The 25,155-nt window shown below is 70.7% G+C and carries 24 protein-coding genes and 1 riboswitch; of the genes, 12 read left to right on the top strand and 12 right to left on the bottom strand.

The features are described 5' to 3' along the window. Nucleotides 1–5: 5 nt before the first annotated feature. From BR39_RS0124435 to BR39_RS0124425, 3 genes are all read left to right on the top strand, one after another. Nucleotides 6–647, top strand: coding sequence for a glutathione S-transferase family protein (locus BR39_RS0124435; protein ID WP_029917135.1), 642 nt, complete (start codon nt 6–8; stop codon nt 645–647). 92 nt (nt 648–739) lie between these two features. Beyond that, a complete protein-coding gene (locus tag BR39_RS0124430) occupies nt 740–1,834 on the top strand; it encodes an LLM class flavin-dependent oxidoreductase (protein ID WP_029917133.1) in 1,095 nt (364 codons plus the stop codon). A 4-nt stretch (nt 1,835–1,838) separates the two neighbouring features. Further along, the gene (locus BR39_RS0124425; RefSeq protein WP_029917132.1) at nt 1,839–2,438 is read left to right on the top strand and encodes a flavin reductase family protein; all 600 of its coding nucleotides are present in this window, start codon (nt 1,839–1,841) and stop codon (nt 2,436–2,438) included. A gap of 8 nt (nt 2,439–2,446) precedes the next feature. Here the strand turns inward: BR39_RS0124425 and BR39_RS0124420 are convergent, their stop codons facing one another. The 8 genes from BR39_RS0124420 to BR39_RS0124385 form a co-directional block, all read right to left on the bottom strand. After that, nucleotides 2,447–3,082, bottom strand: a complete 636-nt coding sequence (locus BR39_RS0124420; RefSeq protein ID WP_081916970.1) for a TetR/AcrR family transcriptional regulator — start codon at nt 3,080–3,082, stop codon at nt 2,447–2,449. Between the two features lie 197 nt (nt 3,083–3,279). Continuing rightward, nucleotides 3,280–4,914, bottom strand: a complete 1,635-nt coding sequence (locus BR39_RS0124415) for a carboxylesterase/lipase family protein (protein WP_029917130.1) — start codon at nt 4,912–4,914, stop codon at nt 3,280–3,282. A 36-nt stretch (nt 4,915–4,950) separates the two neighbouring features. After that, nucleotides 4,951–7,227, bottom strand: coding sequence for a TonB-dependent receptor (locus BR39_RS0124410; RefSeq protein WP_029917129.1), 2,277 nt, complete (start codon nt 7,225–7,227; stop codon nt 4,951–4,953). A 226-nt stretch (nt 7,228–7,453) separates the two neighbouring features. Beyond that, the gene (locus BR39_RS0124405) at nt 7,454–8,239 is read right to left on the bottom strand and encodes a polysaccharide deacetylase family protein (protein ID WP_051696089.1); all 786 of its coding nucleotides are present in this window, start codon (nt 8,237–8,239) and stop codon (nt 7,454–7,456) included. Nucleotides 8,240–8,248: 9 nt separating this feature from the next. After that, nucleotides 8,249–9,085 carry a glycosyltransferase family 2 protein gene (locus BR39_RS0124400; RefSeq protein WP_029917127.1) on the bottom strand — a complete coding sequence of 279 codons (837 nt, stop codon included), beginning with the start codon at nt 9,083–9,085 and terminating at the stop codon, nt 8,249–8,251. A 145-nt stretch (nt 9,086–9,230) separates the two neighbouring features. Then, on the bottom strand, nt 9,231–11,612 hold the full coding sequence (locus tag BR39_RS0124395; RefSeq protein WP_231499550.1) for a TonB-dependent receptor: 2,382 nt from the start codon (nt 11,610–11,612) through the stop codon (nt 9,231–9,233). A 173-nt stretch (nt 11,613–11,785) separates the two neighbouring features. Further along, on the bottom strand, nt 11,786–12,793 hold the full coding sequence (locus tag BR39_RS0124390) for a FecR domain-containing protein (protein ID WP_029917124.1): 1,008 nt from the start codon (nt 12,791–12,793) through the stop codon (nt 11,786–11,788). Nucleotides 12,794–12,890: 97 nt separating this feature from the next. Then, nucleotides 12,891–13,388 carry an RNA polymerase sigma factor gene (locus BR39_RS0124385; protein ID WP_029917123.1) on the bottom strand — a complete coding sequence of 166 codons (498 nt, stop codon included), beginning with the start codon at nt 13,386–13,388 and terminating at the stop codon, nt 12,891–12,893. A 202-nt stretch (nt 13,389–13,590) separates the two neighbouring features. Between BR39_RS0124385 and BR39_RS0124380 the strand changes: the two genes are divergently transcribed. Continuing rightward, nucleotides 13,591–14,058: a hypothetical protein gene (locus BR39_RS0124380; RefSeq protein ID WP_029917121.1), complete on the top strand. Its 468-nt coding sequence runs from the start codon at nt 13,591–13,593 to the stop codon at nt 14,056–14,058. Here the strand turns inward: BR39_RS0124380 and BR39_RS0124375 are convergent. Continuing rightward, nucleotides 14,052–14,540, bottom strand: coding sequence for a molybdopterin-binding oxidoreductase (locus BR39_RS0124375; protein ID WP_029917120.1), 489 nt, complete (start codon nt 14,538–14,540; stop codon nt 14,052–14,054). The genes BR39_RS0124380 and BR39_RS0124375 overlap by 7 nt on opposite strands. Before the next feature lie 9 nt (nt 14,541–14,549). After that, entirely contained in the window at nt 14,550–15,320 is a 771-nt protein-coding gene (locus BR39_RS0124370) for a TOBE domain-containing protein (RefSeq protein WP_029917118.1), read from the bottom strand. Between the two features lie 157 nt (nt 15,321–15,477). Here BR39_RS0124370 and modB point away from each other — a divergent pair, with 157 nt between their 5' ends. Further along, nucleotides 15,478–16,149, top strand: a complete 672-nt coding sequence (modB, locus tag BR39_RS0124365; protein ID WP_029917117.1) for a molybdate ABC transporter permease subunit — start codon at nt 15,478–15,480, stop codon at nt 16,147–16,149. A gap of 46 nt (nt 16,150–16,195) precedes the next feature. On the opposite strand, the gene BR39_RS0124360 is transcribed toward modB, so the two are convergent. After that, nucleotides 16,196–17,083, bottom strand: coding sequence for a TauD/TfdA family dioxygenase (locus tag BR39_RS0124360; protein ID WP_029917115.1), 888 nt, complete (start codon nt 17,081–17,083; stop codon nt 16,196–16,198). A gap of 90 nt (nt 17,084–17,173) precedes the next feature. Continuing rightward, nucleotides 17,174–17,692 carry a bifunctional adenosylcobinamide kinase/adenosylcobinamide-phosphate guanylyltransferase gene (cobU, locus tag BR39_RS0124355; protein WP_029917113.1) on the bottom strand — a complete coding sequence of 173 codons (519 nt, stop codon included), beginning with the start codon at nt 17,690–17,692 and terminating at the stop codon, nt 17,174–17,176. Between the two features lie 49 nt (nt 17,693–17,741). After that, nucleotides 17,742–17,942: riboswitch (cobalamin riboswitch) on the top strand. 108 nt (nt 17,943–18,050) lie between these two features. Here cobU and BR39_RS0124350 point away from each other — a divergent pair. From BR39_RS0124350 to cbiB, 7 genes are read left to right on the top strand one after another with little or no spacing between them, the layout of a single operon-like run. Next, nucleotides 18,051–19,979, top strand: a complete 1,929-nt coding sequence (locus tag BR39_RS0124350; protein ID WP_029917112.1) for a TonB-dependent siderophore receptor — start codon at nt 18,051–18,053, stop codon at nt 19,977–19,979. 2 nt (nt 19,980–19,981) lie between these two features. Then, nucleotides 19,982–20,965: a threonine-phosphate decarboxylase gene (locus BR39_RS0124345; RefSeq protein ID WP_029917110.1), complete on the top strand. Its 984-nt coding sequence runs from the start codon at nt 19,982–19,984 to the stop codon at nt 20,963–20,965. Continuing rightward, nucleotides 20,965–21,585, top strand: coding sequence for a cob(I)yrinic acid a,c-diamide adenosyltransferase (gene cobO, locus BR39_RS0124340; RefSeq protein WP_029917108.1), 621 nt, complete (start codon nt 20,965–20,967; stop codon nt 21,583–21,585). The genes BR39_RS0124345 and cobO overlap by 1 nt, the downstream gene beginning before the upstream one ends. Then, on the top strand, nt 21,582–22,436 hold the full coding sequence (locus BR39_RS0124335) for an ABC transporter substrate-binding protein (RefSeq protein WP_029917107.1): 855 nt from the start codon (nt 21,582–21,584) through the stop codon (nt 22,434–22,436). Before cobO ends, BR39_RS0124335 begins: the two co-directional genes overlap by 4 nt. Beyond that, nucleotides 22,433–23,413, top strand: coding sequence for an iron ABC transporter permease (locus BR39_RS0124330; protein WP_029917105.1), 981 nt, complete (start codon nt 22,433–22,435; stop codon nt 23,411–23,413). The genes BR39_RS0124335 and BR39_RS0124330 overlap by 4 nt, the downstream gene beginning before the upstream one ends. Nucleotides 23,414–23,424: 11 nt before the next feature. Next, nucleotides 23,425–24,204, top strand: a complete 780-nt coding sequence (locus BR39_RS0124325; protein WP_029917103.1) for an ABC transporter ATP-binding protein — start codon at nt 23,425–23,427, stop codon at nt 24,202–24,204. After that, entirely contained in the window at nt 24,197–25,141 is a 945-nt protein-coding gene (cbiB, locus tag BR39_RS0124320) for an adenosylcobinamide-phosphate synthase CbiB (RefSeq protein ID WP_051696087.1), read from the top strand. Before BR39_RS0124325 ends, cbiB begins: the two co-directional genes overlap by 8 nt. Nucleotides 25,142–25,155 lie beyond the last annotated feature (14 nt).

Below are 25,155 nucleotides of genomic sequence, written 5' to 3'. Positions count from 1 at the left end.
CCCGCATGTCCCTGAAACTCTATTTCGCCCCCGGTTCGTCGGCCTTCGCGCCGCTGATCGCCCTGGAGGAACTGGGCGTCGCCTACGACGTCCACCCCATCGATCTGGCGGCCGGCGAGCAGCGCCAGCCGGCCTATCTGAAGGTCAATCCGCGCGGGCGCGTGCCGACCCTGGCGGTCGACGGCGAGCCGGTCACCGAGGTGCTGGCCATCCTGACCTACCTGGCGCACGCCTATCCCCACAGCGCCCTGCTGCCGTTGGCCGATCCCCTGAAGCTGGCCCATGCCTACGAGGTGATGAGCTGGTTCGCCAGCACGGTGCACGTGGCCTTCTCCCAGATCGCCCGGCCCGAGCGCTTCGCCGACGACGACACCGTCAAGGCCGCCCTGGCCACGCCCGGCGAGGCCCGCTTCCATCGCACCCTGACCGACATCGAGCGCCTGGCCCAGGGCCCCGGTCCCTGGCTGCTGGGCGAGGACTTCAGCGCCGTCGACGCCTACGCCCTGGTGATCTGGCGTTGGGCCGAGCGCCGCCGGATCGACACCTCGGCCTATCCGGCCTGGAGCGCCAAGGCCGCCCGCGCCCTGGCCCGCCCCTCCGTCCGCCGCGCCCTGCGCAAGGAGGCCGCCCCGAAGGTTCCCGCCTGATGAGATGTCCTGATCAATCGCTTGAGAAAACTTCGTTTTCCTAAGCTGACCTCATCTTTGAAATTCGCCCCAACCCCGATTGGAGACACCCCATGCCCGTCGAGTTCATCGGCTATATCGGCACCCAGCACCAATCCGAGATCCACCCCGCCAAGGGTCCGGTGATCGACCGCGACTATGTCGAGCGCGTCGCCCGGGTGCATGAGGACGGCGGCTTCGACCGCGCCCTGGTCGCCTTCGGCTCGACCTCGCCCGAGAGCCAGCTGGTGGTGGCCCATGCCGCCTCGGTGACCCAGCACCTGGGCTTCATGATCGCCCATCGCCCGGGCTTCACCGCCCCCACCGTCGCGGCCCGCCAGCTGGCGACGCTGGACCAGTTCTCGGGCGGCCGGGTGGCCGTGCACATCATCACCGGCGGTTCGGACGACGAACTGGCCAAGGACGGCGACCACCTGACCAAGGACCAGCGCTACGCCCGCACCAGCGAGTACCTGGACATCGTCCGCCAGGAATGGACCAGCGAAAAGCCGTTCGACTACAAGGGCGACTACTACAACGTCGTCCAGGCGTTCGGCGGGGTGAAGCCGCTGCAGAAGCCGCAGATCCCGGTCTATTTCGGCGGCTCGTCCGAGGCGGCCATCCCGGTGGCCGGCAAGCACGCCGACATCTTCGCCCTGTGGGGCGAAACCCAGGCCCAGGTGGCCGAGACCATCGCCCGGGTGCGCCACGCCGCCGCCAAGCACGGCCGGCAGGTGAAGTTCTCGCTGTCCCTGAGGCCGGTGATCGCCGAGACCGAGGAGGCCGCCTGGGCCAAGGCCGACGCCATCGCCGCCGAGGCCAAGGCCCTGCGCGAGAAGGCCGGTCTGCCCACCAGCGGTCATGCCCCGCCCAACGCCGGCTCGCAGCGCCTGCTGGACGCCGCCAAACAAGGCACGCGGCTGGACAAGCGCCTGTGGACCGGCGTCGCGGCCGTCACCGGCGCGGCGGGCAACTCCACCGGCCTGGTCGGCACGCCCCAGCAGGTGGCCGAGGCCCTGCTCGACTACTACGACCTGGGCGTCTCGACCTTCCTGATCCGCGGTTTCGACCCGCTGGACGACGCGATCGCCTATGGTCGCGACCTGATCCCGCTGGTGCGGGGCCTGGTGGCCCAGCGCGACGCGAACCCGACGGCCGCGGCGGGTTAGGGCCATGGCCTTCGACGTCGATCCGCGCTGGCTGGGCGACGCCGCCTGGCCGGGCGGCGTCCCGTTCGGCGACGCCTCGTCCGGCGCGGAGCCGCCCTACGACCTCCACGCGCCGCCGGTCGATCCGCCGATCGCGACTGGAGCGTTCAAGGAGGCCCTGGCCCGGCTGGCCAGCGGCGTCGCGATCATCTCGTGCTGGGACGGCGCCACGCCCAGGGGCCTGCTGGTCAGCTCGATCACAGGCCTGTCAGTCGATCCGCCGCGCTTCCTGTTCTGCGTCCGCAAGGAGGCGTCCAGCCACGACGTCCTGGTCCGGGCGGAGCGGTGCGGCGTGGCGATCCTGGCCGAGCACGACGAGGCCGAGGCCCTGCGCTTCTCGAGTTCGAGCCTGAGCCACGAGCGCTTCTCGCCCGAAGCCTGGCGGCTGACGGACGAAGCGCCGCCGACCTATCGGGGCGGCCTGTCGACCACCACCTGCACGATCGATCAGCGGATCGACACCGGGACGCACACCGTGTTCATCGCCACGGCCGCGGCGGTGACGCTGGCGGCGGGCCAGCCCCTGGTGGCCCACGACCGGTCGTTCCAGCGCCTGGCGCTCTAGGCGGGACCTCAGCCCCCGGCCTTGGCCGCGCTCTTCCCGCAAACCTGGAGGAAGCCGGCCGCCATGAACGAGGCCATGCGCTCCTTCACGGCCATGAAGTCGTCGGACCGGCACACGCCGCCCGACAGCTTGTCGATGCGGCCCGTGCGAGCCAGGGTCAGCATCAGGGCCCCGGTGACGAAGTGATAGCCCCAGAAGATGTCGGCCTCGCTGCAGCCCGGCAGCGCTTTGCGCAGGATGGCGATCAGGCGCAGGACGACGGGGTCGAAGTGCTCGTCCATCAACGCCGCGCCCCATTCGGGGGTGTTGGCGACCAGGGCGCCCAGGGCGGCGTAGTTCTTCCAGCCCTCCCCGCCCTCGGTGTAGAGGTCCAGGTCGGTGTCCAGGAACGCGCGCAGCGCGCCCTCGACCGTGGGATTGTCGCCCATCTCGGCGTCGTAGGCCTCCAGCGCCTTCATCCGCCGTTCGTTGGTGACCACCGCCCGGCGCGCGAAGACCGCGTCGAACAGCTTCTGCTTGTCCTCGAAATAGTAGTTCAGCAGCGTGTGGTGGACGCCCACCCGCTTGGCCACGTCCTTCAGCGTCACGCCGTAGAGCCCGTGCTTGGAGAACAGATATTCGGCCGCGTCGAGGATCTGCTCCATCGTCTCTGCGCGTTGCTCCGCCTTGGTGGAGCGCTGCCGGGGTTTCACGTCTTCGGGCACTAGACTTCTTTCCGTCTCAAGCTTGGGAAATCGGATGGGACAAGACTCATCCGCCCCCTAATTTGAATCTCGACCTCATCTTGGCGAACTTGCCGGTGGACGCCAGAGGCATGTGCGGTCGGCGGACGATCCCATCGTCAGCATCGCGGGTCCGCCGCCGGCAACGGCGGCGAAAGCACGCCCACGTTCCAGTTCCAGGGGACGCCGCCCTTGGCCCGGCGACGGCAGACGACCAGCTCGTTCAGTTCATACATGCCGGGCATCAGGTGCTCGCCGGGCTTCGGGGCGTCGGCGAAGGCCATGTAGGCGCGGTCGGCGCCGTAGGCTCGCCACGCCGGCCGGCCCGTCGCGCTGGGGACGCCGTCGCGGGCGAAGGCGGTCCAGTAGCCGACCATCGCGTCCGACAGCCCCGCCTCCTCCGGCGTCGCCGGAATCCTGGGCCAGGCCGGCGCCGTGCGGTCGGTCGTGCCGAAGACATAGGGGATCTCGCTGGCGTGGAAGGCGTGCAGGCCGGCCGCCTCGGCGGCGGGATAGCCGTGGTCGAACAGGTAGAGGTAGCCGGGCTGGCCCACGGCCGTCTGCTTGGCGACCAGGCGCTCGGCCGTCCAGCCGTAGAGCGCGTCGCGCGGCGTCGCCAGCACGCTTTCGGCCAGGTCGGTCGACGGATAGAGCTTCAGATAGGCCTGCGCCAGGTCGCCGTAGCGCTTGCGGATTTCCGCCTCGTAGGTCGCCGCGTCGGCCGGGACCGGCGGCGCCAGGACCCGCAGCGAGCGGATCTCGCCGCTGTTGAAGCCGGCCAGGACCGGCACGCGGGCCTGTTCGCCCAGGTCGAACACGTCGACCAGCTGGCGCGGCAGCACGCGACCGTCGATCGTGCCGAACGGGGCGTAGCCGGCCTTGGCGGCCGCGTCGGTCAGCTCGCCGGGGCTCATCGCCCGCAAGGCGGCCAGGTCCTTGGCGCCCAGCTTGTAGGCCACGTAGGTCCCGACCGTCTCCGCCGGATAGTCGCCGAACGTGGCGGCCCGCAGCTGCGGGGTCGAGATCATGTAGGCGCTCTGGCTGATCGCCTTGTGGAACAGTCCGCGGGCCTGCGGCGCGGCCATCAGGTACATGACGCTGAGCCCGCCGGCGGACTCGCCGGCGATGGTCACGTTGGCGGGGTCGCCGCCGAAAGCGGCGATATTGGCCTTCACCCAGCGCAGGGCGGCGATCTGGTCCAGCAGGCCGTAGTTGCCCGACACGCCCTCGCGCGATTCCTTGCTCAGCTCGGGATGGGCCAGGTAGCCCAGCACGCCGAGGCGGTAGTTGATCGACACCACCACCACGCCCCGCTCGGCCAGCCTGGCGCCGTCGTAGATCGGCTCGCTGCTCGCGCCCGTGGTCAGGGCCCCGCCGTGGATCCACACCAGCACCGGGGCCTTGTCCGCCTTGGCCGGGGCCCAGACGTTCAGCGTCAGGCAGTCCTCGCTCATCGGCCCGACGTCGCTGGTGTAGACGCCGGCGGGGCCCTTGGGCTGATAGCAGGCCGGGCCGAACGTCGTGGCGTCGCGCACGCCCTTCCAGGCGGACGCTTCGGCCGGCGGCCGCCACCGCCGCCAGCCGGTGGGCGGGGCCGCATAGGGCAACCCCTTGTAGACGTTCAGGTCGCCGACCGCCGCGCCCTGGACGGACCCGGCCGAGGTGCGGACCACCGGTCCGGAAGACTGGGCCGACACGGGAGCCGCCGCCAGGAGCGCGACGGCCAGGGTCAGGCCGCGGGGAAGCAACGACATGGGAAGTCCCTCCTCCTGGCGCCCGCCCTCGCCGGCCTAGAAGTCGTAGCCCAGGCGCACGCCCACCGTCCGCGGCCGCAGCGTGGCGTAGCGGCTGGCGAGGAACGCCTCGGGGTGGACGTAGGTGATCGAGTGGTTGTCGAAGAGGTTCTCGACATAGGCCCCGACCGTCAGGCGATCCATGGCCACCGCGAAGTTGGCGTTGACGTTCTCGTAGGCGTCGGTGAAGCCGTAGGTCGGGCTGACCACGCCCGGTTGGCCCGGCACGTTGGGGAACGAGCCCGGATAGTTCCCGACATGCTGGAACACCACCGAGGCGTTGGCCCGGGCCTTGGGCGACAGGTCGAAGCCGTAGTTGACGTACAGCGAGCCCTGGAAGTGCGGCGCGGCCAGGCGGGCGTTGTCCACCGCGCCGGAGATCGCCGCCTCGGCGGGGGTCAGCTTGGTCACCTTGGCGTCGTTGAACGAGCCATTCAGCCCAACGCTCAGGCCCGTGGCCGGGGCGACCACGACCTCGAACTCCACGCCCGTGCTCTTGGCGCCGCCGATGTTGGTCGCGAACTGGACCGAGTCCGAGACGCGGTTGGCCTGGACCTGGATATTGCTCCAATCGATCAGATAGGCCGCGACGTTGGCGCTGAGCACACCGTCGAACCAGCGGCCTTTCAGGCCGACCTCGTAGTTGGTCAGGTCGTCGGAGTCGGCGCCGTAGGGGATGATCAGGTCGCTGGGATTGACCACGCTGGGCCGGCCGGCGAAGGCGTTGACCACCGGGGTGCGGAAGCCCGTCGAGATCGTCGCGTAGCCGGTCATGTTGGACGACGGCTTGTACGACAGGCTGACCTTGTAGGACGGCTTGGTGGCCTTGGCCTTGACGCCGGCCGCGGGCGGGATCGGCGCCATCGCCAGCGGCCCCGAGATGCCGAAGAGCGCGTAGGTCAGATAGGCGCTGTTGTAGCCGCCCTCGGTGAAGCCCTGGGCGTCGGTGCCGCCGTAGCGCATGCCGGTGGTCAGCCAGAGCTTGTCGTTGATGTGGTAGGTCAGCTCGCCGAAACCGGCCAGTTCGTGCGAATTGATGTGGGTGTACTGGCGCTGATAGTACTCGTCCGGCAGGCCGGTGATGCCGTGGGACGCCAGGTACTGCGGCGAGGACCGGTAGAAGTAGTCCACGTCCAGCCGGCGATCGAGGTAGAAGCCGCCGATCACCCAGTCGAACTTGCCGCCGGGGTCGGACGCCAGGCGCGCCTCCTCGACGAAGGTGCTCTGGTAGCCGTTGGCGTCGAGGCCGAAGGCGATGCCCGCGGCGCCGAAGGTGCCGGCCAGATCGACCCAGAACTTCTGGTCGAACATCGAATAGGTCGACGAGCTGGTCAGGTGCGCGCCGTCGAACTGGTAGTCGACCGTGGCGTTGTAGCTGGTCAGCTTGCCCACGAAGAGGTCGGGCCGGTCGGAGATGCGCTTGTTGCGCCCCAGCGAGGGGATGATCAGCGAGGAGTCCTTGGGATTGCTCTTCTCGTAGGAGGCCAGCAGCTTGACCGACAGGCGGTCGGTCGGCTTCCACAGCAGGGTCGCGCGCCCGCCCCCGTCGACCAGGGTGTTGGAGTTGTGGATCCCGGTCCCCAGGTTGTCGACATAGCCTTCCTCGTGCCGGTAGAAGCCGACCACGCGCAGGGCCAGCTCGTCCTTGACGATCGGCAGGTTGACCATGCCGTTGTAGCGCTGGCGGAAGGAATCCGACCCGGTCAGGCCGAAGTCGACCAGGGCCGAGGCGTCGTATTCGTCGAGATCGGGGCTCTTGGTCAGGATGCGCAGCGCGCCCGACAGCGAGCCGGACCCGAACAGCGTGCCCTGCGGGCCGCGCAGGAACTCGACCCGCTCCAGGTCGTACAGGTTGGGGTCCAGCACCGTGGTGTTGCCGATCGTCGAGATCGGCAGTTCGTCGATATAGATCGCGACCGTGCTCTGCAGGTTGGCGCCGTAGCCGTTGGTGGCCACGCCCCGGGCGGTGAAGTTGTTGAAGTTGGCCGTGGGCTTGTTGAGGACGACGCCGGGCGTCTCGCGCGCCAGGCCCTCGTAGCCGACGATGCCCTTGGCCGTCAGGTCCTTCTGCGAGAAGGCGGTGACGCTGAGCGGCACGTCCTGCAGCTTCTCATTGCGACGGGTCGCCGTGACCACGACCTCGTTGAGCAGCGTGTTGTCGGATGAGCCGGCGGCCTTGCCCTGGGCCTCAGGAGACGCGGTCTGGGCCTGGGCGGCCACGGACGTCGACACCAGCGCGGCGGCGCACGCCGTCGCGAGAAGAACTACCTTCATGCGCTTATCTCCCCGTGCGCCGATCGTGAATGCCGACGCTTATGACAGCGAGGCTGCACCTGAGGTCGCCGCCTGTCAACACTCACTATCATGAGCGTGAATATTCGTGTCCACATGAAGGGCCGACGACCGATCGAAACCGGAAAGCCCGGCAGGCCTTTGTCGTGTAAGGATTTTCCCCCGCGCCAGCGGCGCGTGGACGGATCGACGGCGAGGCCGCCCTGCCCTAGCTGGCCTTGAGCGAAACCTCGACGCCGGCGATGGTCGCGCCGGGCATGGCCCGGCGGATGGCCGCGCGGGCGACCGGCCTGGCGACCGGCAGGAAGGCCTCGAGGAAACGCCAGGCGCCCTCGTCGTGATCGAGGTGATGGGTCAGCAGGCCCAGCGGTTCGTCCCACGCCCCCGCCACGCGGCGCTCGGCCAGCAGCCGGCGGGCCCGCATCAGGAATCGGACCGCGCCCCGGAAACGCGGCGCCGGCTTCCAGCGCATGACGTCCAGGTGGGCGTCGAGGCGCTCGGGCTCGGCGGGGCTTCGCATCTCGCCATAGCAGGACAGGCCCAGGTCCCGCAGGCCCAGCGCCCGCTTCAGGGTCGGATGGGCGTTGTTCCACGGCGGCACGAACAGGCTGGGCCTGACGCCGGCGCGGCGGAACACGTCGATCGCCGTGCCCAGGTCGGACACCACGTCGGCCAGGCGATCCAGGTCGTTGACCTCGCCGGAGGGCCAGCCCGGCGGCGCCCGGTTCTCGTGCCGGAAGCCGTGGATGGCCAGTTCCGCGTTGGGGATCGCGCGGCAGGCCTTGGCCAGGGCCGCGATATCGCCGTCCGGCACGGCCGCGAGCGTGATCGGCGCCTCGAAGCGGACGGAAAGAGCCAGCAGGCGGTCCAGCGCCGCGGTGGGTCGGCGCGCGTCGTCGTCCCGCCACCAGAACACCGGCGCATGGCCGCGCGCCTTCCAGCGGGCCAGCTCCGGCCCGATCAGGATCGCGATCAGAAGGCGATGGAACGACACGATCAGCGCCTAGGCCGAATGACCCAGCCGGGTGTCGTCGACGGTCAGGCCGATCACCGCGCCGCCGCTCGAACGCACGGTCTGGACGCCGTTCAAAGCGCGGATCTCGCGCGCCTTCAGGTTCGAGAGCAAGGGATAGAGGCCGGCCATGATGGCGATCAGGAAACCCATGTCGCCCTCCTTGTAGCCCTTGCGCGACACGTAGCACTTGTAGAACCGGCGCACGCCCCGGAACAGATCGTCCCACAGGCTCTTGATCTTGCCGCTGTCGGCCAGGTCCTGGCCGCGCAGGGCGGTATAGCGGTTCAGGCGCTGGACCATGTCGGCGATGTCGTCGTCGACCTTGTGCAGGATGGCGTTGTGCAGCCGGCCGCCATAGACGCCGGTGAAGATGGTGCCGGGATGGACCCGCTCGCTCTTCCAGCTCTTCACGCCCCTGCGGAACAGACGGGCCACCGACGACGCGCCGAACGAGCCGCCCCAGCCGTGACGCACCAGCTGCGCGCCCACGTAGTTGTCCACGGGCACCTGGTGCCAGTCGGCGGTCGAACGGACGACGGTCTCGCGGATTTCCCGGGCCAGGGCCGGCGTCACCGCCTCATCGGCGTCCAGCTCGAGAATCCAGTCGCCGCGACAGGCCGCGACGCCGGCCTCCTTGCGCAGCCCCTCGACGGGGAAGATGCCCGAGACGACCCGCGCGCCCATCTTCCGGGCGATGGCTTCGCTGCGGTCCGTGCAGCGGTCGGCGACCACGACGATCTCGTCGCAGAACGCCAGGCGCTCCAGACACTCGGCCAGCCGCGCCTCCTCGTTATGGACGCAGACAAGTCCTGACAGGACAGACATGGAATTTCCCCGACTTGGGGGCGCCTTCCGAATCCGCCCCCGTCAGAGAAGAGACGTCGCCAAGCTCAGGGAACCTCAGAACTTTTTCCGCGTTCGCGCGAGACGAACCGACCGGCGTCCGTACCGGGAGCTTGGCCGGAGGGGGCTAAAAGTCCCGCGAAACCAGCAGGCTCCAGGTGCGGGGCCGCAGCGGCGTGACTTGGCGCACCTGGCCGAAGCTGAACGGATTGCCGTAGGCGAAGGTGTCGCTGGAGGCGTTGGCGGGATTGGTGACCGCCAGGGTCCAGCTCCAGTCGCGGACGGCCAGCTCGGCCGAGAGCCGGCCGGTGACATAGCCCCCCATCGACGGGGAAAGGCGACGATCGAAGGTCAGGCGCGACTGGCCCACATATTCGACCTCGGTGGTCAGCACCAGGCGTCGGCTGGCGGTCAGGTCCTTCTGATACCGCATCAAGGCCCCGGCCGAGACGTCCGGCACGCCCGGAAGTTCGCTCTGGGCCGCCGAGGCGAAGTTGGGATCCACCTTGCTCAGCCGCGGACGGTTGAACAGGGCGTTGACCTCCAGGGTCAGGCCTTGAGCCGCCAACATCGTGGCCTCGACCTCCAGGCCGGTGTTGCGTCCGTCGCCGACATTGGCCGTGTAGGACAGGCCCGAGCTCAGATACTGGTCGGTCTGGATGTCGGTCCACACGTCGTGGAACAGGGCCGTGCGCAGGATCATGCGCCCCTCCCACGGCCGGACGCTGGCGCCGATCTCGTAGTTGCGCAGATGGTCGGGCTTGAACGAGGCCCGCAGGACCGACGGCGCGGCCAGGCCGCCGGAGTTGAAGCCGCCCGAGCGATAGCCTTCCGAGGTCAGCAGATAGACCAGCCCGCCGCCGTCCCACGTCCGCTGGAGCGAGAATTTCGGCGAGATGCCGGTGAAGCGCGCCTTTCGGTCCATGTCGCGCGACTGCCCCGGCGGCGGGGACACGACCATCGAGGTCGTGTGGACCTCGCTGCTGAACGCCCGCCCGCCCAGGCTCGCGGTCCAGCCGCCGCCCAGGTCGTAGGCGGTCTCTCCATAGAGCGCCAGTTCACGCCGCCGGTCGCGGCGCGCCTCCAGATAGATGAGGCGCGAGGGATCGTAGGCGGTGCGGGCCCGCAGTTCGCCGTCGCTGTCCTCGAGGCTGGCCAGGCCGTACAGCCCGACCAGCCAGCGGAAACGATCGCCGTCGGGGGACGACAGCACGGCGTCCTCCACCAGCATCCGCACCTTGCTGGCCTCGTCGAACAGGCCGACATCGACCGAGGCCGCGCCGACGCCGTTCAGGGCCGCGGTGGCGTCGAACCGGCTGGCGAACCGGTGGCGGACATAGCCGGTCGACGACACGAACCGCCCCCAGTCGCCCGCGCCCGTGATCGTCACCGCGCCCTGCTGCAGGACGTTGTCGTGGGTCTCGCGCACCTGGTTGGCGCGCTTCTGGCCGCCCAGGCCGGGCGTGGTGTACTGGCTGTCGGTGGCGTGCAGGTCCTGGCGGGCGCCGGACACCGTGACCGACCAGTCCGGATCGATCGCCACCGAAACGGCGGCCCGCCCGCCGAGGCGCGTGGTGCGGTCGACGTTCGAGAGGCGCAGGTTGACGTCGTCGACATAGCCGCCGTCCACGTCGCTGTAGGCCACCAGACGGACCGCCGCGCGGTCGGTGGCGACCGGCAGGTTGAGGACGCCCTCGACCCGGCTGCTGGGCGAGCCGGATTCCGTGGCCGCCGCGCCGGCCAGGACCGATCCCGACCATTCGTTCAACACGGGCTTGGTGGACACGATCCGGTAGACCCCGCTGAGCGATCCGCCGCCGTAGAGCGCGCCCTGGGGACCGCGCAGCACCTCCACCCGGTCGACGTCGATCAGGCGCAGGTCCGGATCGGGCGCGTTGTAGGTCAGGGGGATGTTGTCGAGATAGGTGCCGACGGTCTGCTGAGTGCGGCCCGTGAAGGTCCCGTCCGACAATCCGCGCAGCATGATCTTGTTGCGGGCCGCGCCGAGGTTGGTGGTGATGAAGCCCGCAGCCTGCTGGGAAATGCTGGTCGTGTCGATCGCGCCGGTGTCGCTGAGCCGTTCGGCCCGGATCACGCTGACGCCGCCCGCGGCGGCCCCCAGGCGCGTCGGGCGCTTGGTGGCGGTGACGATCACCCCGTCGAGCGCGGCGACGGTCGCCGGCGCGGCCGGGGCGATCGCCGGCGGCCTGGCGCGAGCGGCCGGCGGAGCGGGCCGGATGACCACCGTGGCGTTGTCGAGAATCTCGAACCGGCAGGGCGCGTCGGCCGTCACCGCTTCCAGCGCCTGGCGCAGGGTCAGGGTCCCGAACACCGCCTTGCCGCGCCCCGGACACGACGAAGCGCCTCCGAGGGTGACGCGCGCCTGGACGCCGAGATCGATCAGCGCCTCGGATCGGGGTTTGGCGGGGATCTTGAAGGCGAAGCGGGCCGGCGCGGCCTCCGCCGTTCCAGCCGGGACCAGGCCGACCAGGACCAGGCTCGATGCCATCGACAGGAGGAAGAGGCGCGGCAGGCGGCCGACGGCGAACGCTCCGGAACGCTCCGGTTCGTCAGATCGAAATCGAAGCTGGGATTCCGTCTCCGAAATCATCGGGCTCCAGCTCTATCCCCCTAGAGCTCAAGCTTCGCGCTTCGAACGATTCCAGGCCCCTCAGCAAGGCTCTAGCGCGCCCGGATCACGATAGCGTCTTCGGTCGTCGTCGTTTTGACGGGAAGCAGGTGTGACAGTCGGTCGACCATCGCATCCTGTTCGTCGACGATCAACACGCCGGAAAGTCGCATATTGGCGACCTCGGCGTCGCCCAGCTTCACCGGACGCGGGAAAAGCCGGTTCATGTCCCCGGCGATCTGTGAAAGCGGCTGGTCGCGATAGATCAGCCGGCCCTGGCGCCAGCCCGCGATTTCCTCGACGGCCACCGCCTGGAGTTTCGCGTCCGCCGCCCGGCCCTCATGGTGGGAAAGCCCCTGCCCCGGCTTCAGCCGGAAAGGCGTGGCGCCGGAGGCCAGGTTGGGGCGCACCTCGACCAGTCCGCGCTGGACGTTGACCGCCACCTGGCCGTCGCGACGGCGGACGTCGAACTGGGTGCCGACCACCCGCACCTGGGTGTCGCCCGCCGCGATCAGGAACGGGCGCGAGGAATCCTTGGCCACGTCGAAGAAGACCTGGCCGTCGTCCATCTTGATCCGGCGCGCATGGCGCTCGAAGCGCACGGTGACGCGCGAGGCGGCGTTCATGTCGATCCGCGAGCCGTCCTCCAGGGCGATGGCCCTGCGCTCGCCGACGCCGGTCACGTAGGTGGTTTCGCGGCCGCCGATCAGGCCCTTGCTGGGCACGAGGACCGCGCCGGCCACGAAGGCGGCGGCGATCGCGGCGCCGGCCGACCACATCCAGACCCGTCGCGCCGGTCGCAGGGGGACCACATTGGCCGCCAAAGGCGTGCTCAGCGGCGCGCCGGCGGGCGCGGCCTCCGCGAAGCGCGCGTCGAGGTCCAGCCCCTGGTCGAAGGCGAGCGCGTCGTCATAGGCCTGGGCGTGCGTCGGCGAGGCCGTCAGCCAGGCGTCGAACGCCAGCCAGTCGCCCTCGGTGACCGTCTCGCCCTGCAGGCGGACGAGCCACGCGATCGCGGCCTCGGACGTCTCGGCGTCGATGTCTGTTTGGGCGCGCGTCATTTCGCTCCGTCCCGACGCCACGTTGCGCCCTCGCAAGGATAAGACGTCACCAAGTCGGCGGAACCTCCAAAACCCGTTCCAGAAACAATAGCCGCGCTCATGACAGCTTCGCCATCAGCGCCTTCAGGGCGGCGCTTACATGTTTTTCGACCGAACTGCGACTGACCCCCATGGCGGCCGCGGTCTCAGCGTGACTGAGACCGTCCAGCTTGTGAAGCTTGAAGGCGCGCGCGACCTGCGGCGGCAGGGTGTCGACCGCGGCCATCATCAGCTGCAGGCGCTGCCGGCCGGCCACGACCTCTTCAGCCGAGGGGATGTCGGCCACCTGCTGGTCGCCCAGCACGACGCCTTGCAGGCTGCGCCATCCGCCGTCGCGCGCGCTGGCGCGGGTCTGGCTGCGCAGCCGGTCCAGCATCAGGTTGTTGGCCATGCGGAACAGCAGGGCCGAGCCGTCGCCCTCGACCTCCACCTCGCCCAGGGCCTGCACCTTCAGGAACAGGTCCTGGATCAGGTCCTCGGCTTCGCTCACCGAGCGCAGCCGAGCGGCGAAGACGCGCACCAGATTGGCCCGCTTCTCGCCGTACAGCCGGGCCATCGGCGTGATCGTCGAAGATGGGGCGGGCAGCTCGGACTCCAAAGACTCAGTGCGGCGAACAGGTTGCGGCGAGTCCTTAACCTAGGCCGCTGACGCCCGCCGGTCCAGCGCACCGAACGGCTCCTTGTTGCGATTGACTCGCAACAAGATTGACGCCTAGATGGTGCGAACCATTCGCAACAAGCTCCGCACGGAGACCGGCATGACTCCCACTTCCACATCCCTCCGCTGGACGACCGGTCCGACGGTCGGCGAAAAGCTGCTCCTCAGCGCGATGCGGCACTGGGCGGTGCTGCGGTCGGCGGGCGAGTCCCCCGCCCGCATGGTCGCCCAGGCCCTGGCCTTCCGGGCGTCGAACCGGACCGGCGGCCTGTTCGTCGCCTGGATGCAGTCGGTCGAGGCCAGCCTGCGCCGGCCGATCCAGGTCGAATGCCCGGCCTGCGGCGGCATCTCCACCGACGAACAACGGCTGATGGTCTCGTGCGGCTTGGCGGGAACCGCGACGGCGACGGGCGAGGCCCTGCTCGAACCGCTGCTGATCGATTCCCAGCCGACCATGGTGCTGGCGCGCGCCCTGAACGCCGCCCTGCGGGTCGACGGCTATCCCCTGCCCGTCCGCTTGCGCGACGAATCCGCGGAGCCCGCCCCCGAGCCGCCGACCTTTCACTGAGGCTTGGCGGCGGCCAATCGAAGCACCTCGATCTCGCTGACCATGCGCGCCGAACGCGCCGGCCGCAGGTCGCCCTCGGCCACCAGCTTGAAGGCCCCGTCCTTGCCGCCCAGCGGCGCGCCGTCCGCCTTGTCGGCCAGGATGACGCGGTTGGCGCGGGTGCCCGGGTCCAGCTCGGCCAGGCCGAACGCCACCTGGTAGCCGTCGGACGCCTTGACCAGCACCACGTCGGCCATCTCCGGCCCGTGGATCGCCTTGCCGGTCGGGGTCCCGACCTTGGCCAGCACGTCGACCAGCAGCGGCCCCTCGTAGACGTGCTTCTCGCCGTGGGCGTCGAAGGCGACACTGACGCGCGGCAGGGCGGCGATGTCCGCCGCGCTGAGGCTGGCCGCCTCGCCCGAGGGCCCCTTCAGGGTCAGGGTCTGGGCGAAGGCCCCGGTGGCCAGGCCGGCGAAGCAGAGGGCGAGAGCGAAGGTTTTCACGAAGCGATCCTATTCGACGGCGAGGATGACGTTGGAGGGCGCGACGGTCGCCACGGCGCGGTCGCCGACGCCGGGCGCGCCCGAGACGGGTACGGTCGCGACCAGGGTCTTGCCGGCCGACAGGCCCAGCCGCACCTCGCTGACCTCGTGGCCGTCCTCGCGGTCGGCGACGATCCCGGCCAGACGATTGACCCCGCCCTCGGGCGCGTCCTGGTCGGCCAGGACGACGAAGCTGGACTTGATCAGGGCGACGACGGGCTTGCCGACCGCCAAGTCCAGCTCCTCGCGGCTGCGACGGGTGATGATCGAGACGATCTCGACGCCGTCGCCCAGGTCGATCACGACCCTGGCGGTCACCTCGCCGTCCTCGATGGCGGCGACGATCCCTCGCAGCGCGTTGCGGGCGCTGGTGCGCAGGCCCAGGCTCCAGAACACGTCCGACGCGGCCAGGCCGGCCTCAAGCCGCGACAGGGCCGCGCCGATCTCGCGCTCCACCTCGCGGAACGCCCGGATCACGGCCTGGCCGCGCGGCGTGACCACCGCCGCCCCGCCGGCCTTGCCGCCGGCGTTGGCGACCACCAAGGGCGCGTCGAACAGGTTGTTCAGCGCCTGCACGCCGTCCCAGGCGCCCTTGTAGCTGAGGCCCAACTGCTTGGCGGCGGCGCTGATCGATCCCAGGCTCTCGATGGCCTCGATCAGCGCCACGCGCTCCTGGCCCACCCGCGCCAGGCCGCCGCGGCGCAGGATCAGGGACGCGCTCAGATCGCCGTCGTTGGACATCGGAACCTCATGCCGCGCCGGGCCGTCGCCCAGGCCCTGACCTAGGCCGTGACCTAGGCGCGAAACCTCGTTATGTAAATCGACTACATAACCGAAGGTCCGGTCGTCCCGAAGCCATGCCCTCTCCGCCGCCGACCAAGATCGAGGCCCGCTGACCATGCTGGAGATCGCCTGGCTGACGGCCAAGCTGGCGGGGATCACCACGGTCCTGTTGCTGATCCTGTCCACGCCCCTGGCCTGGTGGCTGGCCCGGGGGCGTTCGCGCTGGCGGACGCCGGTCGGGGCGCTGGTGGCCCTGCCGATCGTCCTGCCCCCGACCGCCTTGGGCTTCTACCTGCTGATCGCCCTGGGCCCACAGAGCCCGCTGATCGCCCTGCTGCACCCGTTCGGGGTGCGCACCCTGGCCTTCACCTTCCAGGGCCTGGTGATCGGGTCGCTGATCTATTCGCTGCCGTTCGCCGTCCAGCCGCTGCGCAACGCCTTCATCGCCCTGGGCGACGAACCGCTGGAGGCGGCCGCCACCCTGGGCGCCTCGCCCTGGAGCGCCTTCCTGCGGGTGGCCCTGCCCCTGGCCCTGCCGGGCTACGCCGTCGCCGCCCTGCTGGTCTTCGCCCACACGATCGGCGAGTTCGGCGTGGTGATGATGCTGGGCGGCGGCATCCCGGGCCAGACCGAGGTGCTGTCGATCGAGATCTACCGCCTGGTCGAGGCCCTGGAATGGGACAAGGCCCACCAGCTGGCCGGCGCCCTGCTGGCCTTCGCCTTCCTGGTGATGCTCAGCCTGCTGCTGATGGAACGCCGGGTTTCGGCAAAGACTTCGCGGGTTTAACTCGATCCGCTCATCCCGGCGTTCGCCGGGATGAGCGGAGAGTAGATCAGAACGGCACGTCGCCCTGGATCGTCACCCGCTCGACGATGCGTTCCTGCGGCCAGTAGTCGAGGATGGCGTAGTGCTGGGTGGCGCGGTTGTCCCAGAAGACGATGGCGTTGGGCGTCCAGCGGAAGCGGACCTGGTATTCGGGGGTCTTCACCCGCTCCAGCAGCTCGGCCAGCAGCTGGGCGGCCTCGTCCTCGGGCAGACCCAGGATCCGCGTCGTGAAGACCTTGTTGACGAACAGGTGCTTCTCGCCGGTCTCGGGATGGGTGCGGACCACGGGGTGGGCCTGCACCGGATGGGCCGCCCGCAGCTCCTGCCGCTTGGCCTCGTCCACCCGGTAGCCGTAGCTCTGCAGGATGTCGTGCTCGGCCTTCAGGTCGGCGATGCGGTCCTTCAGCTTGTCGGGCAGGTCGCGATAGATGGCGGCGGTGTCGGCGAACAGGGTGTCGCCGCCCAGCGGCGGCATGTGGCGCATGCGCAGCACCCCGCCCATCGACGGCGCCGGGCGGAAGGTCACGTCGGTGTGCCACTTGTTGGCGGCGCGGACGATCGGCACGATCTCCTCGCGCAGCTTCATGCCGTCGGCGGCCTCGATGTGCAGGATTTCGGGGAAACCGGGCACGTGGGCGGTGACAGGATGCCCCTCCAAGTCCCCGAAATAGCGGCCGAAACGGACATGGTCCTCATGGCTGATGTCCTGGTCGCGGAAGAACACCACCTTGTGGCGCAGCAGCGCCGTGCGGATGGCCATCACGCTCTCCGGCGTCAGCGGCTGGCGCAGATCGACGCCTGAGATCTCGGCGCCCAGCACCGTGCCGGCGGGCGTCACGGTGAGGCCGGCGTAGTCGGGCGTTTCCGAAGCGGTGATCGGGGTAAAGGCGTTCATGGCGTCCTCCCGGAGCGCCGCCCATCCGCGTGAGCGACGGCTGTTATCCACACCCTAGACGTGGAATTTCAGCGCTCAATCGAGTTTTTCTCATTTCAGCCGAAGCGTAAGGCCGGCCACGACCAGGGTCACGGCGTCGGCGGCCTGGGCCAGGGCCTGGTGCAGCCGCCCGGCCTCGTCGCGGAACCGCCGGGCCAGGGCGTTGTCGGGCACGATGCCGAACCCGACCTCGTTGGACACCAGCCACAGCGCGCCCGGGAACCGCGCCGCGCTCGCCGCCAGCTCGGCCGCGGCCGCCGCGAGGTCGTCGCGATCGTCCAGCATCAGGTTCGACAGCCACAGGGTCAGGCAGTCGACCACCACCACGTCGCCGGCGCCCAGGCCGTCCAGCGCGGGAGCCAGGTCCGCCGGCGCCTCGACCGTGGTCCAGGCCGGGCCGCGATCCGCCCGATGCCGGTCGATGCGTTCGGCCATCTCCGAATCGAAGGCCTGGGCCGTGGCCACCATCACCAGCCGGCCGCCGGTTTCCGCCGCCCTGGCCTCGGCCGCGCCTTGCGCGAAGGCGCTCTTGCCGGATCGGGCTCCGCCCAGGACGAGGGTGAACGACAAGACGTGCTCCAGATTACCAGTCAGATTGACCGTGTGCGGCGCAACATATAGTGCAGCTCTCGCGACAGGTTCCTCGAAAGAGGATGAAAAGGGAACTCGGGTGCGAAACCCGGGCTGCCCCCGCAACTGTAAACGGCGAGCCCGCGTGTCTTATGCCACTGGCGCTTCTCTTCGGAGCAGCGCTGGGAAGGCGACACGCACCGGCCTTGACCCGTGAGCCAGGAGACCTGCCCGTCGCGGTCGTCCTTCGTCCGGCCGGGGTGCGCCGTACGATGGGGTTCTTTCCCCCGAGGCGACATCGTCGGGCCGGTCCGAATCTTCGGGCCAGCCTTCGTTGCTGCGCACGGAGGATTTGAACATGCGCTCTATTTCCGTCCTGGCCCTGGTGGCCGCCCTTCCCGCTCTCGGCTTGCCGAGCCTGGCCCTGGCCGCTGAAACCGCCGACGACGCCAACGCGGTCGACCAGGTGGTCGTCACCGCCGGCCGCGCATCCGACAAGCTGTCCGAAACGCCCGTCAGCACCACCGTCATCACCGCCGAGACCCTGCGCCAGCGCCAGGCGGTGGTGGTGTCGGACCTGCTGTCGCGCACGCCCGGCGTCACCGTCACTCGCAACGGCGGCGTGGGCGGCTCGACCCAGGTCCGCATCCGCGGCGCCGAGACCGACCAGACCGCCGTGCTGATCGACGGCGTCAAGCTGAACGACCCCTCGTCGACGGGCGGCGGCTACAACTTCGCCACCCTGCTGGCCGGCGACGTCGACCGCATCGAGGTGCTGCGCGGTCCCCAGTCCACCCTGTGGGGCAGCCAGGCCATCGGCGGCGTGGTCAGCATGATCACCAAGACCCCGGACGGTCCGCTGTCGGGCGACGCCACGGTCGAAGGCGGCTCGCGCGCCACGGCCTACGCCCGCGTCGGCGTCGGGGCCGGCGGCGACTGGGGCGGCTGGCGCCTGGCGGCGGGGTCCTACACCACCGCCGGCGTCTCCAACTTCGACGAGGCGATGGGCGGCAAGGAGAAGGACGGCTACCACAACACCGCCGTCAGCGGCCGCCTGGACCTGAAGGTCGCCGAATGGGCGACGCTGGACGCCCGGCTGTCCTATGCCGCCGGCCGCAACGAGTTCGACGGCTTCCCGGCGCCGGCCTTCGCCTTCGCCGACACCGCCGAATACGGCAAGACCAAGGAGCTGGTCAGCTATCTGGGCACGCGCCTGTCCAGCTTCGACGGCGCGCTGGAGAGCCGCATCGGCTACGCCTACACCCAGACCGACCGCGACAACTACAACCCCGACCAGGCCGTCACCACCAAGACCTTCGACGCCCGGGGCACCGACAGCAGCCTCGAGTACCAGGGCACGTGGACGATCAATCCGGTCTGGCGCGCGGTGTTCGGCGCAGAGACCGAGCGCACCTGGTTCCGCACCGCCGCGCCGTCCGACTTCGACCCGAATCCCGCGGCCGACCGCCACGCCACTGGCATGGACAGCGTCTACGGCCAGCTGCAGGCCAAGCTCGTCGCGGGCCTGACCCTGACCGGCGGCGTCCGCTACGACGACCACGACACCTTCGGCAGCGCCACCACCTTCCAGGCCGGCGCGACCTGGACCCCGAACGGCGGCGCGACGATCTTCCGCGCCAACTACGGCGAAGGCTTCAAGGCCCCGTCGCTGTACCAGCTGTACAGCGACTACGGGAACACGGACCTGAAGCCGGAAGAGGCCAAGAGCTGGGACATCGGCGTCGAGCACAGCGTCCTGGACGGCCGCCTGCGCGGCGCGATCACCTATTTCGACCGCGACACCACCAACCAGATCGACTTCCTGTCGAACAACACCCCGCCCAATTTCGGCGGCTACGCCAACACCGCCAAGACCCGGGCCGACGGCGTCGAGGTGGAAGGCAGCTTCGAGGTCAATTCGCTGCTGACCCTGACGGGCAACTACACCAACATGGACGCGGTCAATAAGTCGGCGGGCGCCAACTACGGCAAGGACCTGGTGCGCCGGGCCGGCGAGACGGCCTCGGCCGACGCCGAGCTGAGCCTGCCCAACGGCCTGACCGGCGGGGTGACGATGCAGTATGTCGGCCATAGCTTCGACAACGCCTCCAACACCCGGCGGCTGAAGAGCTACGTGCTGACCGACGTGCGGGTCTCCTACCCGATCAACGACACGTTCGAGCTGTATGGCCGGATCGAGAACCTGTTCGACCAGCAGTACGAGACCCTCTACCGCTACGGGACCCTGGGCCGCGGCGCCTTCGCCGGCGTGCGGGCGAGGTTCTAGCCATGGCCACGCCGGCGGCCCTGCTCGGCCACGGCGGACGCCTCGGCGCGGCGCGGACGGCCTGGCCGGACGCGCCGACGCCCTGGATCGACCTGTCGACGGGGATCAATCCTCACCCCTACCCGCTCCCGGCGTTCGCGCCGGAGACCTGGTCGCGGTTGCCCGATCCGGAGTCCCTGCGGGCCCTGGAACGGGTCGCGGCGACGGTGTTCGGGGTCGAGGATCCCGCGCGGGTCGTCGCCGCGGCCGGCAGCGAGGCGTTGATCCGCCTGCTGCCGCGCCTGCTCGAAGGGCGGCGGATCGCGATCTCGGCCCGGACCTACGGCGGCCACGCCGAGGCCTGGCGAGGGGCCGGGGCCGAGATCGTCGACCCCGGCGACCGGTCGGCCGACCTGCGCGTCCTGGTCAATCCGGACAATCCGACCGGCCGCGTCGTACCGCCCGACCAGGTCCTGGACCTGGCCGACGGACCGCTGCTGGTCGACGAGGCCTTCGTCGAGGTCGATCCGTCCGGGTCGGTCGGCGCGCTGGCCGGGACGTCCGGCTTCGAGCGACTGATCGTCCTGCGCTCGTTCGGCAAGTTCCACGGCCTGGCCGGCGTGCGGCTGGGCTTCCTGGTCGCCGAACCGGCCCTGGCCGCCCGCGCCCGCCAGGCGCTGGGCGACTGGCCGGTGTCGGGCCCGGCGATCGCCGCCGGCCTGGCGGCCTATCCCGACACCGCCTGGGCGGCCCAGACCCGGCTGCGCCTGATCGAGGACACCGTGCAGCTGGACGGCCTTCTGCGCCGCGCCGGGTTCGAGATCGCGGGCGGGACGACCCTGTTCCGGCTGGCGCGGGCCGCCGACGCGCCGCGCCGGTTCGAGGCCCTGGCCCGGGCCGGCATCCTCACCCGCCCCTTCCCCTGGGACGAGACGCTGATCCGCTTCGGCCTGCCCGGCGCCGAACAGGACTGGCTCCGCCTCGCCGACGCCCTGGAGACCCTCTGATGAGCGAAGACCCGAACGTCCAAGACCTCAATGCCAAGCACGCCGAAGCGATGAAGGCCCTGAAGGCCGAGCGCGACGCGATGATGGAGACCAAGACCCTCGAGAAGGGCCTGCTGCTGGTCCACACCGGCGACGGCAAGGGCAAGTCGTCGGCCGGCTTCGGCATGGTGGCCCGCCACCTGGGCTGGGGCCTGAAGGTCGGCGTCGTCCAGTACATCAAGGGCAAGTGGAAGACCGGCGAGCGGCTGTTCTTCAAGAAGTTCCCCGACCAGGTCCGCTACGAGGTGATGGGCGAGGGCTTCACCTGGGACACCCAGGACCGCGAGCGCGACATCGCCGCCGCCCGCGCCGCCTGGCTGGTCTCCCAGGAGATGATCGCCGACCCCAAGCTGGATTTCGTGCTGTTGGACGAGATCAACATCGCCCTGCGCTACGACTATCTCGACATCGACGAGGTGGTGGCGGTGCTGAAGGCCCGCCCCAACGACAAGCACGTGTGCCTGACCGGCCGCAACGCCAAGCCGCAACTGCTGGAGATCGCCGACCTGGTCACCGAGATGACCCTGGTCAAGCATCCGTTCGAGCAGGGCTTCAAGGCCCAGCGCGGGGTCGAGTTTTGACCGGCCTGACGCGGAGAACGGCGGTCGGCGCGGGCTTGGCGGCCGGCCTCTCGGGCGGCGCGGCGAGCGCCCGCGCCCTGCCCCGCGTCATCTCGCTCAATCCCTGCCTGGACGCCGTGCTGGTCCACGTGGCCGACCGTCCGCAGGTCGTGGCGCTCAGCCACTACGCCCGCGATCCGCAGCAATCGAGCATCGCCAAGATCGCCCTGACCTATCCGATGACCTACGAGAGCGCCGAGGAGGTGATCGCCCTGCGGCCCGACGTGGTGCTGACCGCCGCCCATTCCTCGCCCGCCACCCGCGCCGCCTTGAAACGGCTGGGCATCCGCACCGAGCTGTTCAAGGTGCCCAACAGCTGGGTCGAGAACCAGGACCAGATCCGCCGCATCGCCGAGGCCGCCGGCCACCCGGAACGGGGCGAGGCGCTGATCGCCCGGGTCGAGGCGGCCATGGCCAAGGCCGCGCCGCGTCCGGGAACCCGTCCGGTCACCGCCCTGGTCTTCCAGCCCAACGGCTTCGCCGCCGGCCACGGCACCCTGGTCGACGAGATGATGCGCCGCGCCGGCTTCGTGAACGTCGCCCAGCGCTACGGGCTGAAGAAGTGGGGCAATGTCTCGCTGGAGCGCCTGCTGGCCGATCCGCCCGAGGTGCTGCTGGCCGGCCAGGCCGCGCCCAACGCCCCGACCTGGGCCGAACGCATCCTCAACCACCCGGCTCTGGCCAGCGTCTCGCCGCGCATGACCCGCGCGGTGTTCCCCGAGCGGCTGCTCTATTGCGGCGGTCCCGGCCTGATGGACACCGCCGCCGCCCTGGCCACCGCCCGCCGACAAGTCCTGGGAGCCGCCGCATGACCAAGCGCCTTCTTCTGCTGGGCGGGCTCTGCCTGCTCGTCGTGCTGCTGAGCGGGCTGTCGCTGATGGCCGGCCGCGTCTGGGTGCCGTGGAGCGCCTGGTCGTCGGCGAGCCACGACCCGCGCTGGGCGATCATCTTCGAGCTGCGCCTGCCCCGGACCGTCCTGGCGGTCGCGGTCGGCGCCGCTCTGGGCCTCTCCGGCGCGGCCATGCAGGGCTACACCCGCAACCCGCTGGCCGATCCCGGCGTGCTGGGCGTGTCGTCCATGGCGGCCCTCGGGGCGGTGATGACCATGTATCTGAGCCTCGGCCTCTCCACGCCCTGGCTGCTGTTCGCGGCGGCCATGATCGGCGCGATCGTCGGCGTGGGGGTCATGCTGGTGCTGGCGGGCGGGACCGGCGGGACCATCACCTTCATCCTGGCGGGGGTGATCCTCAACACCGTGGCCAGCGCCGGGGTCGCCCTGGCGCTGAGCCTGGCCCCCAGCCCCTGGGCCGCGCAGGAGATCATCAACTGGCTGCTGGGCTCGCTGGCCGACCGCAGCGCCGACGACGTCTGGCGCGCCCTGCCCTTCATCGCCGTCGGTTCGGGCCTGATGCTGTTCCTGGGCCGGGCCCTGAACGCCCTGACCCTGGGCGAGACCGGCGCCAAGGCGCTGGGCGTGGACCTGAACCTGACGCGCGTGCTGCTGGCCGTCGGCGTCGGCCTGGCCTCGGGCGCCAGCGTGGCGGTGACGGGCATGATCGGCTTCGTCGGCCTGATCGTGCCGCACCTGATGCGGCCGCTGGTCGGCCACCAGCCGGGCGCGCTGCTGGCCCCCAGCGCCGTGGCCGGAGCGGTCCTGGTGCTGGCCGCCGACATCGTGGTGCGGCTGACGCCCTCGGCCGCCGAGGTCCGCCTGGGCGTGGCCATGGCCGCCGTGGGCGGGCCGTTCTTCCTGGCCCTGCTGATCTCGATGCGCCGGAGGCTGGCATGAAGGAGAGCGGCATGAACGATCTCGTCGCCGAAACCCTGACCGTCGCCCTGGGCGGCCAGGCGGTGCTGGCCGGCGTGAACGCCCGGTTCCGTCCGGGAGAGGTCACGGCCATCGTCGGCCCCAACGGCGCGGGCAAGTCGACCCTGCTGGCCTGCCTGGCCGGACTGCGTCGGCCCGACGACGGGCGCGTGTCGCTGGGGATCGAGCCGATCCTGACCCTGTCGCACCGCGAGCGCGCCAGGCGCATCGGCTTCCTGCCCCAGACGCCCGAGGTGGCCTGGGCCGTGGACGTCGAGACCCTGGTCGGCCTGGGCCGCACGCCGCACAGCGGCGCGCGGGGCCTCAGCGACGCCGACCATGCCGCCGTCCAGGCCGCCCTGGTCCGCACCCGCATGACGGGCCTGGCCCATCGCGACGTCCTGACCCTGTCGGGCGGCGAGCGGGCCCGCGCCCTGCTGGCCCGGGTGCTGGCGGGCGAGCCGTCGTGGCTGCTGGCCGACGAGCCCCTGGCCGGTCTGGACCCGGGCCACCAGCTGGACACCGTCGACCTGATGCGCGCCTTCGCCGTCGAGCACGGCCACGGCGTGGTCATGACCCTGCACGACCTGGGCGTGGCCCTGCGCCTGGCCGACCGGGTGCTGGTGCTGCGCGACGGGGCCCTGATCGCCGACGCCGCGCCGCTGGACGCCCTGACGCCGGCGGTGCTGAAGCAGGCCTACGGCGTGGAGGCGGTCATCGTGCCCGGCGCGGCCGGTCCCCTGATCGAGCTGATCGGTCGCGCGGATGGATGAGGCCGCGCCCTGGCCCTGGGTCGCGGCCCTGGCCCTGGGCCTGGAAGCGGTGCTGGGCTATCCCGCCGGGCTGAAGCATCCGGTCGCCTGGCCGGCGGCGCTGATCGAGGGGCTGGAGCGGCGCTGGAACCGGCCGGACGCCTCGGACGGGCGACGGCGGGCGCTGGGCGTGGTCCTGGTCCTGCTGCTGATCCTGGCCGCCGCCGCGCTGGGCGTCGCGATCCACGCCGCCCTGGGCTCCAGCCTCCCGGCCCTGACCCTGGTCGCCCTGATCGCCACGACGGGCCTGGCCCAGCGCAGTCTGCACGACCACGTCGCCGCCGTGCTGGCGCCGCTGCAAGCCGGCGACCTGCCGGCCGCCCGCGCGGCGGTGGCGATGATCGTCGGGCGCGACACCGAGGCGCTCGACGCCGAGGGCGTGGCGGCCGCAGCCCTGGAGAGCCTGGCCGAAAGCTTCAACGACGGCGTCGCCGCCCCGGCCTTCTGGCTGCTGGCCGGCGGCCTGCCGGGCCTGTTCGTCTACAAGAGCGTCAACACCGCCGACAGCCTGGTCGGGCACAGGGAACCGCGCTGGCGAGCGTTCGGCTGGGCCTCGGCGCGGACCGACGACCTGCTGAACCTGATCCCCGCGCGGCTGGCCGGCGCCCTGATCGCCCTGGCCGGCGGGGGCGGCTGGCGGACCATGCTGCGCGACGCCCGCCGCCACGCCTCGCCCAACGCGGGCTGGCCCGAGGCGGCCATGGCCGGGGCGCTGGCCGTCCAGCTGGGCGGCGAGGCCCGCTACGACGGCGAGATCGTCGCCCGACCGACCTTCGGCGACGGGCCGCGCCCGACCGCCGACGACCTCGAACGGGGCCTGCGCCTCTATCGCCGCGCCTGCGCCCTGCTCTGGCTGATCCCGCTGGCGGCCGGCCTGATCATCGCCCTCGCCCAATAACCCTCCCTCGGCTA

Source organism: Caulobacter sp. UNC358MFTsu5.1 (assembly GCF_000712075.1).
GTDB lineage: Bacteria > Pseudomonadota > Alphaproteobacteria > Caulobacterales > Caulobacteraceae > Caulobacter.
The sequence above is the reverse complement of the archived record's forward strand: the minus strand, read 5'-3'. Positions and strand labels throughout refer to the sequence as shown.

What these genes read in the sequence shown, in the direction of transcription:
- BR39_RS0124425 (WP_029917132.1), top strand. Translation starts at nt 1,839, where the DNA reads ATGGCCTTCGACGTCGATCCGCGCTGGCTGGGCGACGCCGCCTGGCCG.
- BR39_RS0124420 (WP_081916970.1), bottom strand. Translation starts at nt 3,082, where the DNA reads ATGGAGCAGATCCTCGACGCGGCCGAATATCTGTTCTCCAAGCACGGG.
- BR39_RS0124435 (WP_029917135.1), top strand. Translation starts at nt 6, where the DNA reads ATGTCCCTGAAACTCTATTTCGCCCCCGGTTCGTCGGCCTTCGCGCCG.
- BR39_RS0124380 (WP_029917121.1), top strand. Translation starts at nt 13,591, where the DNA reads ATGACTCCCACTTCCACATCCCTCCGCTGGACGACCGGTCCGACGGTC.
- BR39_RS0124410 (WP_029917129.1), bottom strand. Translation starts at nt 7,227, where the DNA reads ATGAAGGTAGTTCTTCTCGCGACGGCGTGCGCCGCCGCGCTGGTGTCG.
- BR39_RS0124325 (WP_029917103.1), top strand. Translation starts at nt 23,425, where the DNA reads ATGAACGATCTCGTCGCCGAAACCCTGACCGTCGCCCTGGGCGGCCAG.
- BR39_RS0124370 (WP_029917118.1), bottom strand. Translation starts at nt 15,320, where the DNA reads ATGTCCAACGACGGCGATCTGAGCGCGTCCCTGATCCTGCGCCGCGGC.
- BR39_RS0124330 (WP_029917105.1), top strand. Translation starts at nt 22,433, where the DNA reads ATGACCAAGCGCCTTCTTCTGCTGGGCGGGCTCTGCCTGCTCGTCGTG.
- BR39_RS0124390 (WP_029917124.1), bottom strand. Translation starts at nt 12,793, where the DNA reads ATGACGCGCGCCCAAACAGACATCGACGCCGAGACGTCCGAGGCCGCG.
- cbiB (WP_051696087.1), top strand. Translation starts at nt 24,197, where the DNA reads ATGGATGAGGCCGCGCCCTGGCCCTGGGTCGCGGCCCTGGCCCTGGGC.
- BR39_RS0124430 (WP_029917133.1), top strand. Translation starts at nt 740, where the DNA reads ATGCCCGTCGAGTTCATCGGCTATATCGGCACCCAGCACCAATCCGAG.
- BR39_RS0124360 (WP_029917115.1), bottom strand. Translation starts at nt 17,083, where the DNA reads ATGAACGCCTTTACCCCGATCACCGCTTCGGAAACGCCCGACTACGCC.
- BR39_RS0124400 (WP_029917127.1), bottom strand. Translation starts at nt 9,085, where the DNA reads ATGTCTGTCCTGTCAGGACTTGTCTGCGTCCATAACGAGGAGGCGCGG.
- BR39_RS0124395 (WP_231499550.1), bottom strand. Translation starts at nt 11,612, where the DNA reads ATGGCATCGAGCCTGGTCCTGGTCGGCCTGGTCCCGGCTGGAACGGCG.
- BR39_RS0124350 (WP_029917112.1), top strand. Translation starts at nt 18,051, where the DNA reads ATGCGCTCTATTTCCGTCCTGGCCCTGGTGGCCGCCCTTCCCGCTCTC.
- BR39_RS0124345 (WP_029917110.1), top strand. Translation starts at nt 19,982, where the DNA reads ATGGCCACGCCGGCGGCCCTGCTCGGCCACGGCGGACGCCTCGGCGCG.
- modB (WP_029917117.1), top strand. Translation starts at nt 15,478, where the DNA reads ATGCTGGAGATCGCCTGGCTGACGGCCAAGCTGGCGGGGATCACCACG.
- BR39_RS0124385 (WP_029917123.1), bottom strand. Translation starts at nt 13,388, where the DNA reads ATGGCCCGGCTGTACGGCGAGAAGCGGGCCAATCTGGTGCGCGTCTTC.
- cobO (WP_029917108.1), top strand. Translation starts at nt 20,965, where the DNA reads ATGAGCGAAGACCCGAACGTCCAAGACCTCAATGCCAAGCACGCCGAA.
- BR39_RS0124415 (WP_029917130.1), bottom strand. Translation starts at nt 4,914, where the DNA reads ATGTCGTTGCTTCCCCGCGGCCTGACCCTGGCCGTCGCGCTCCTGGCG.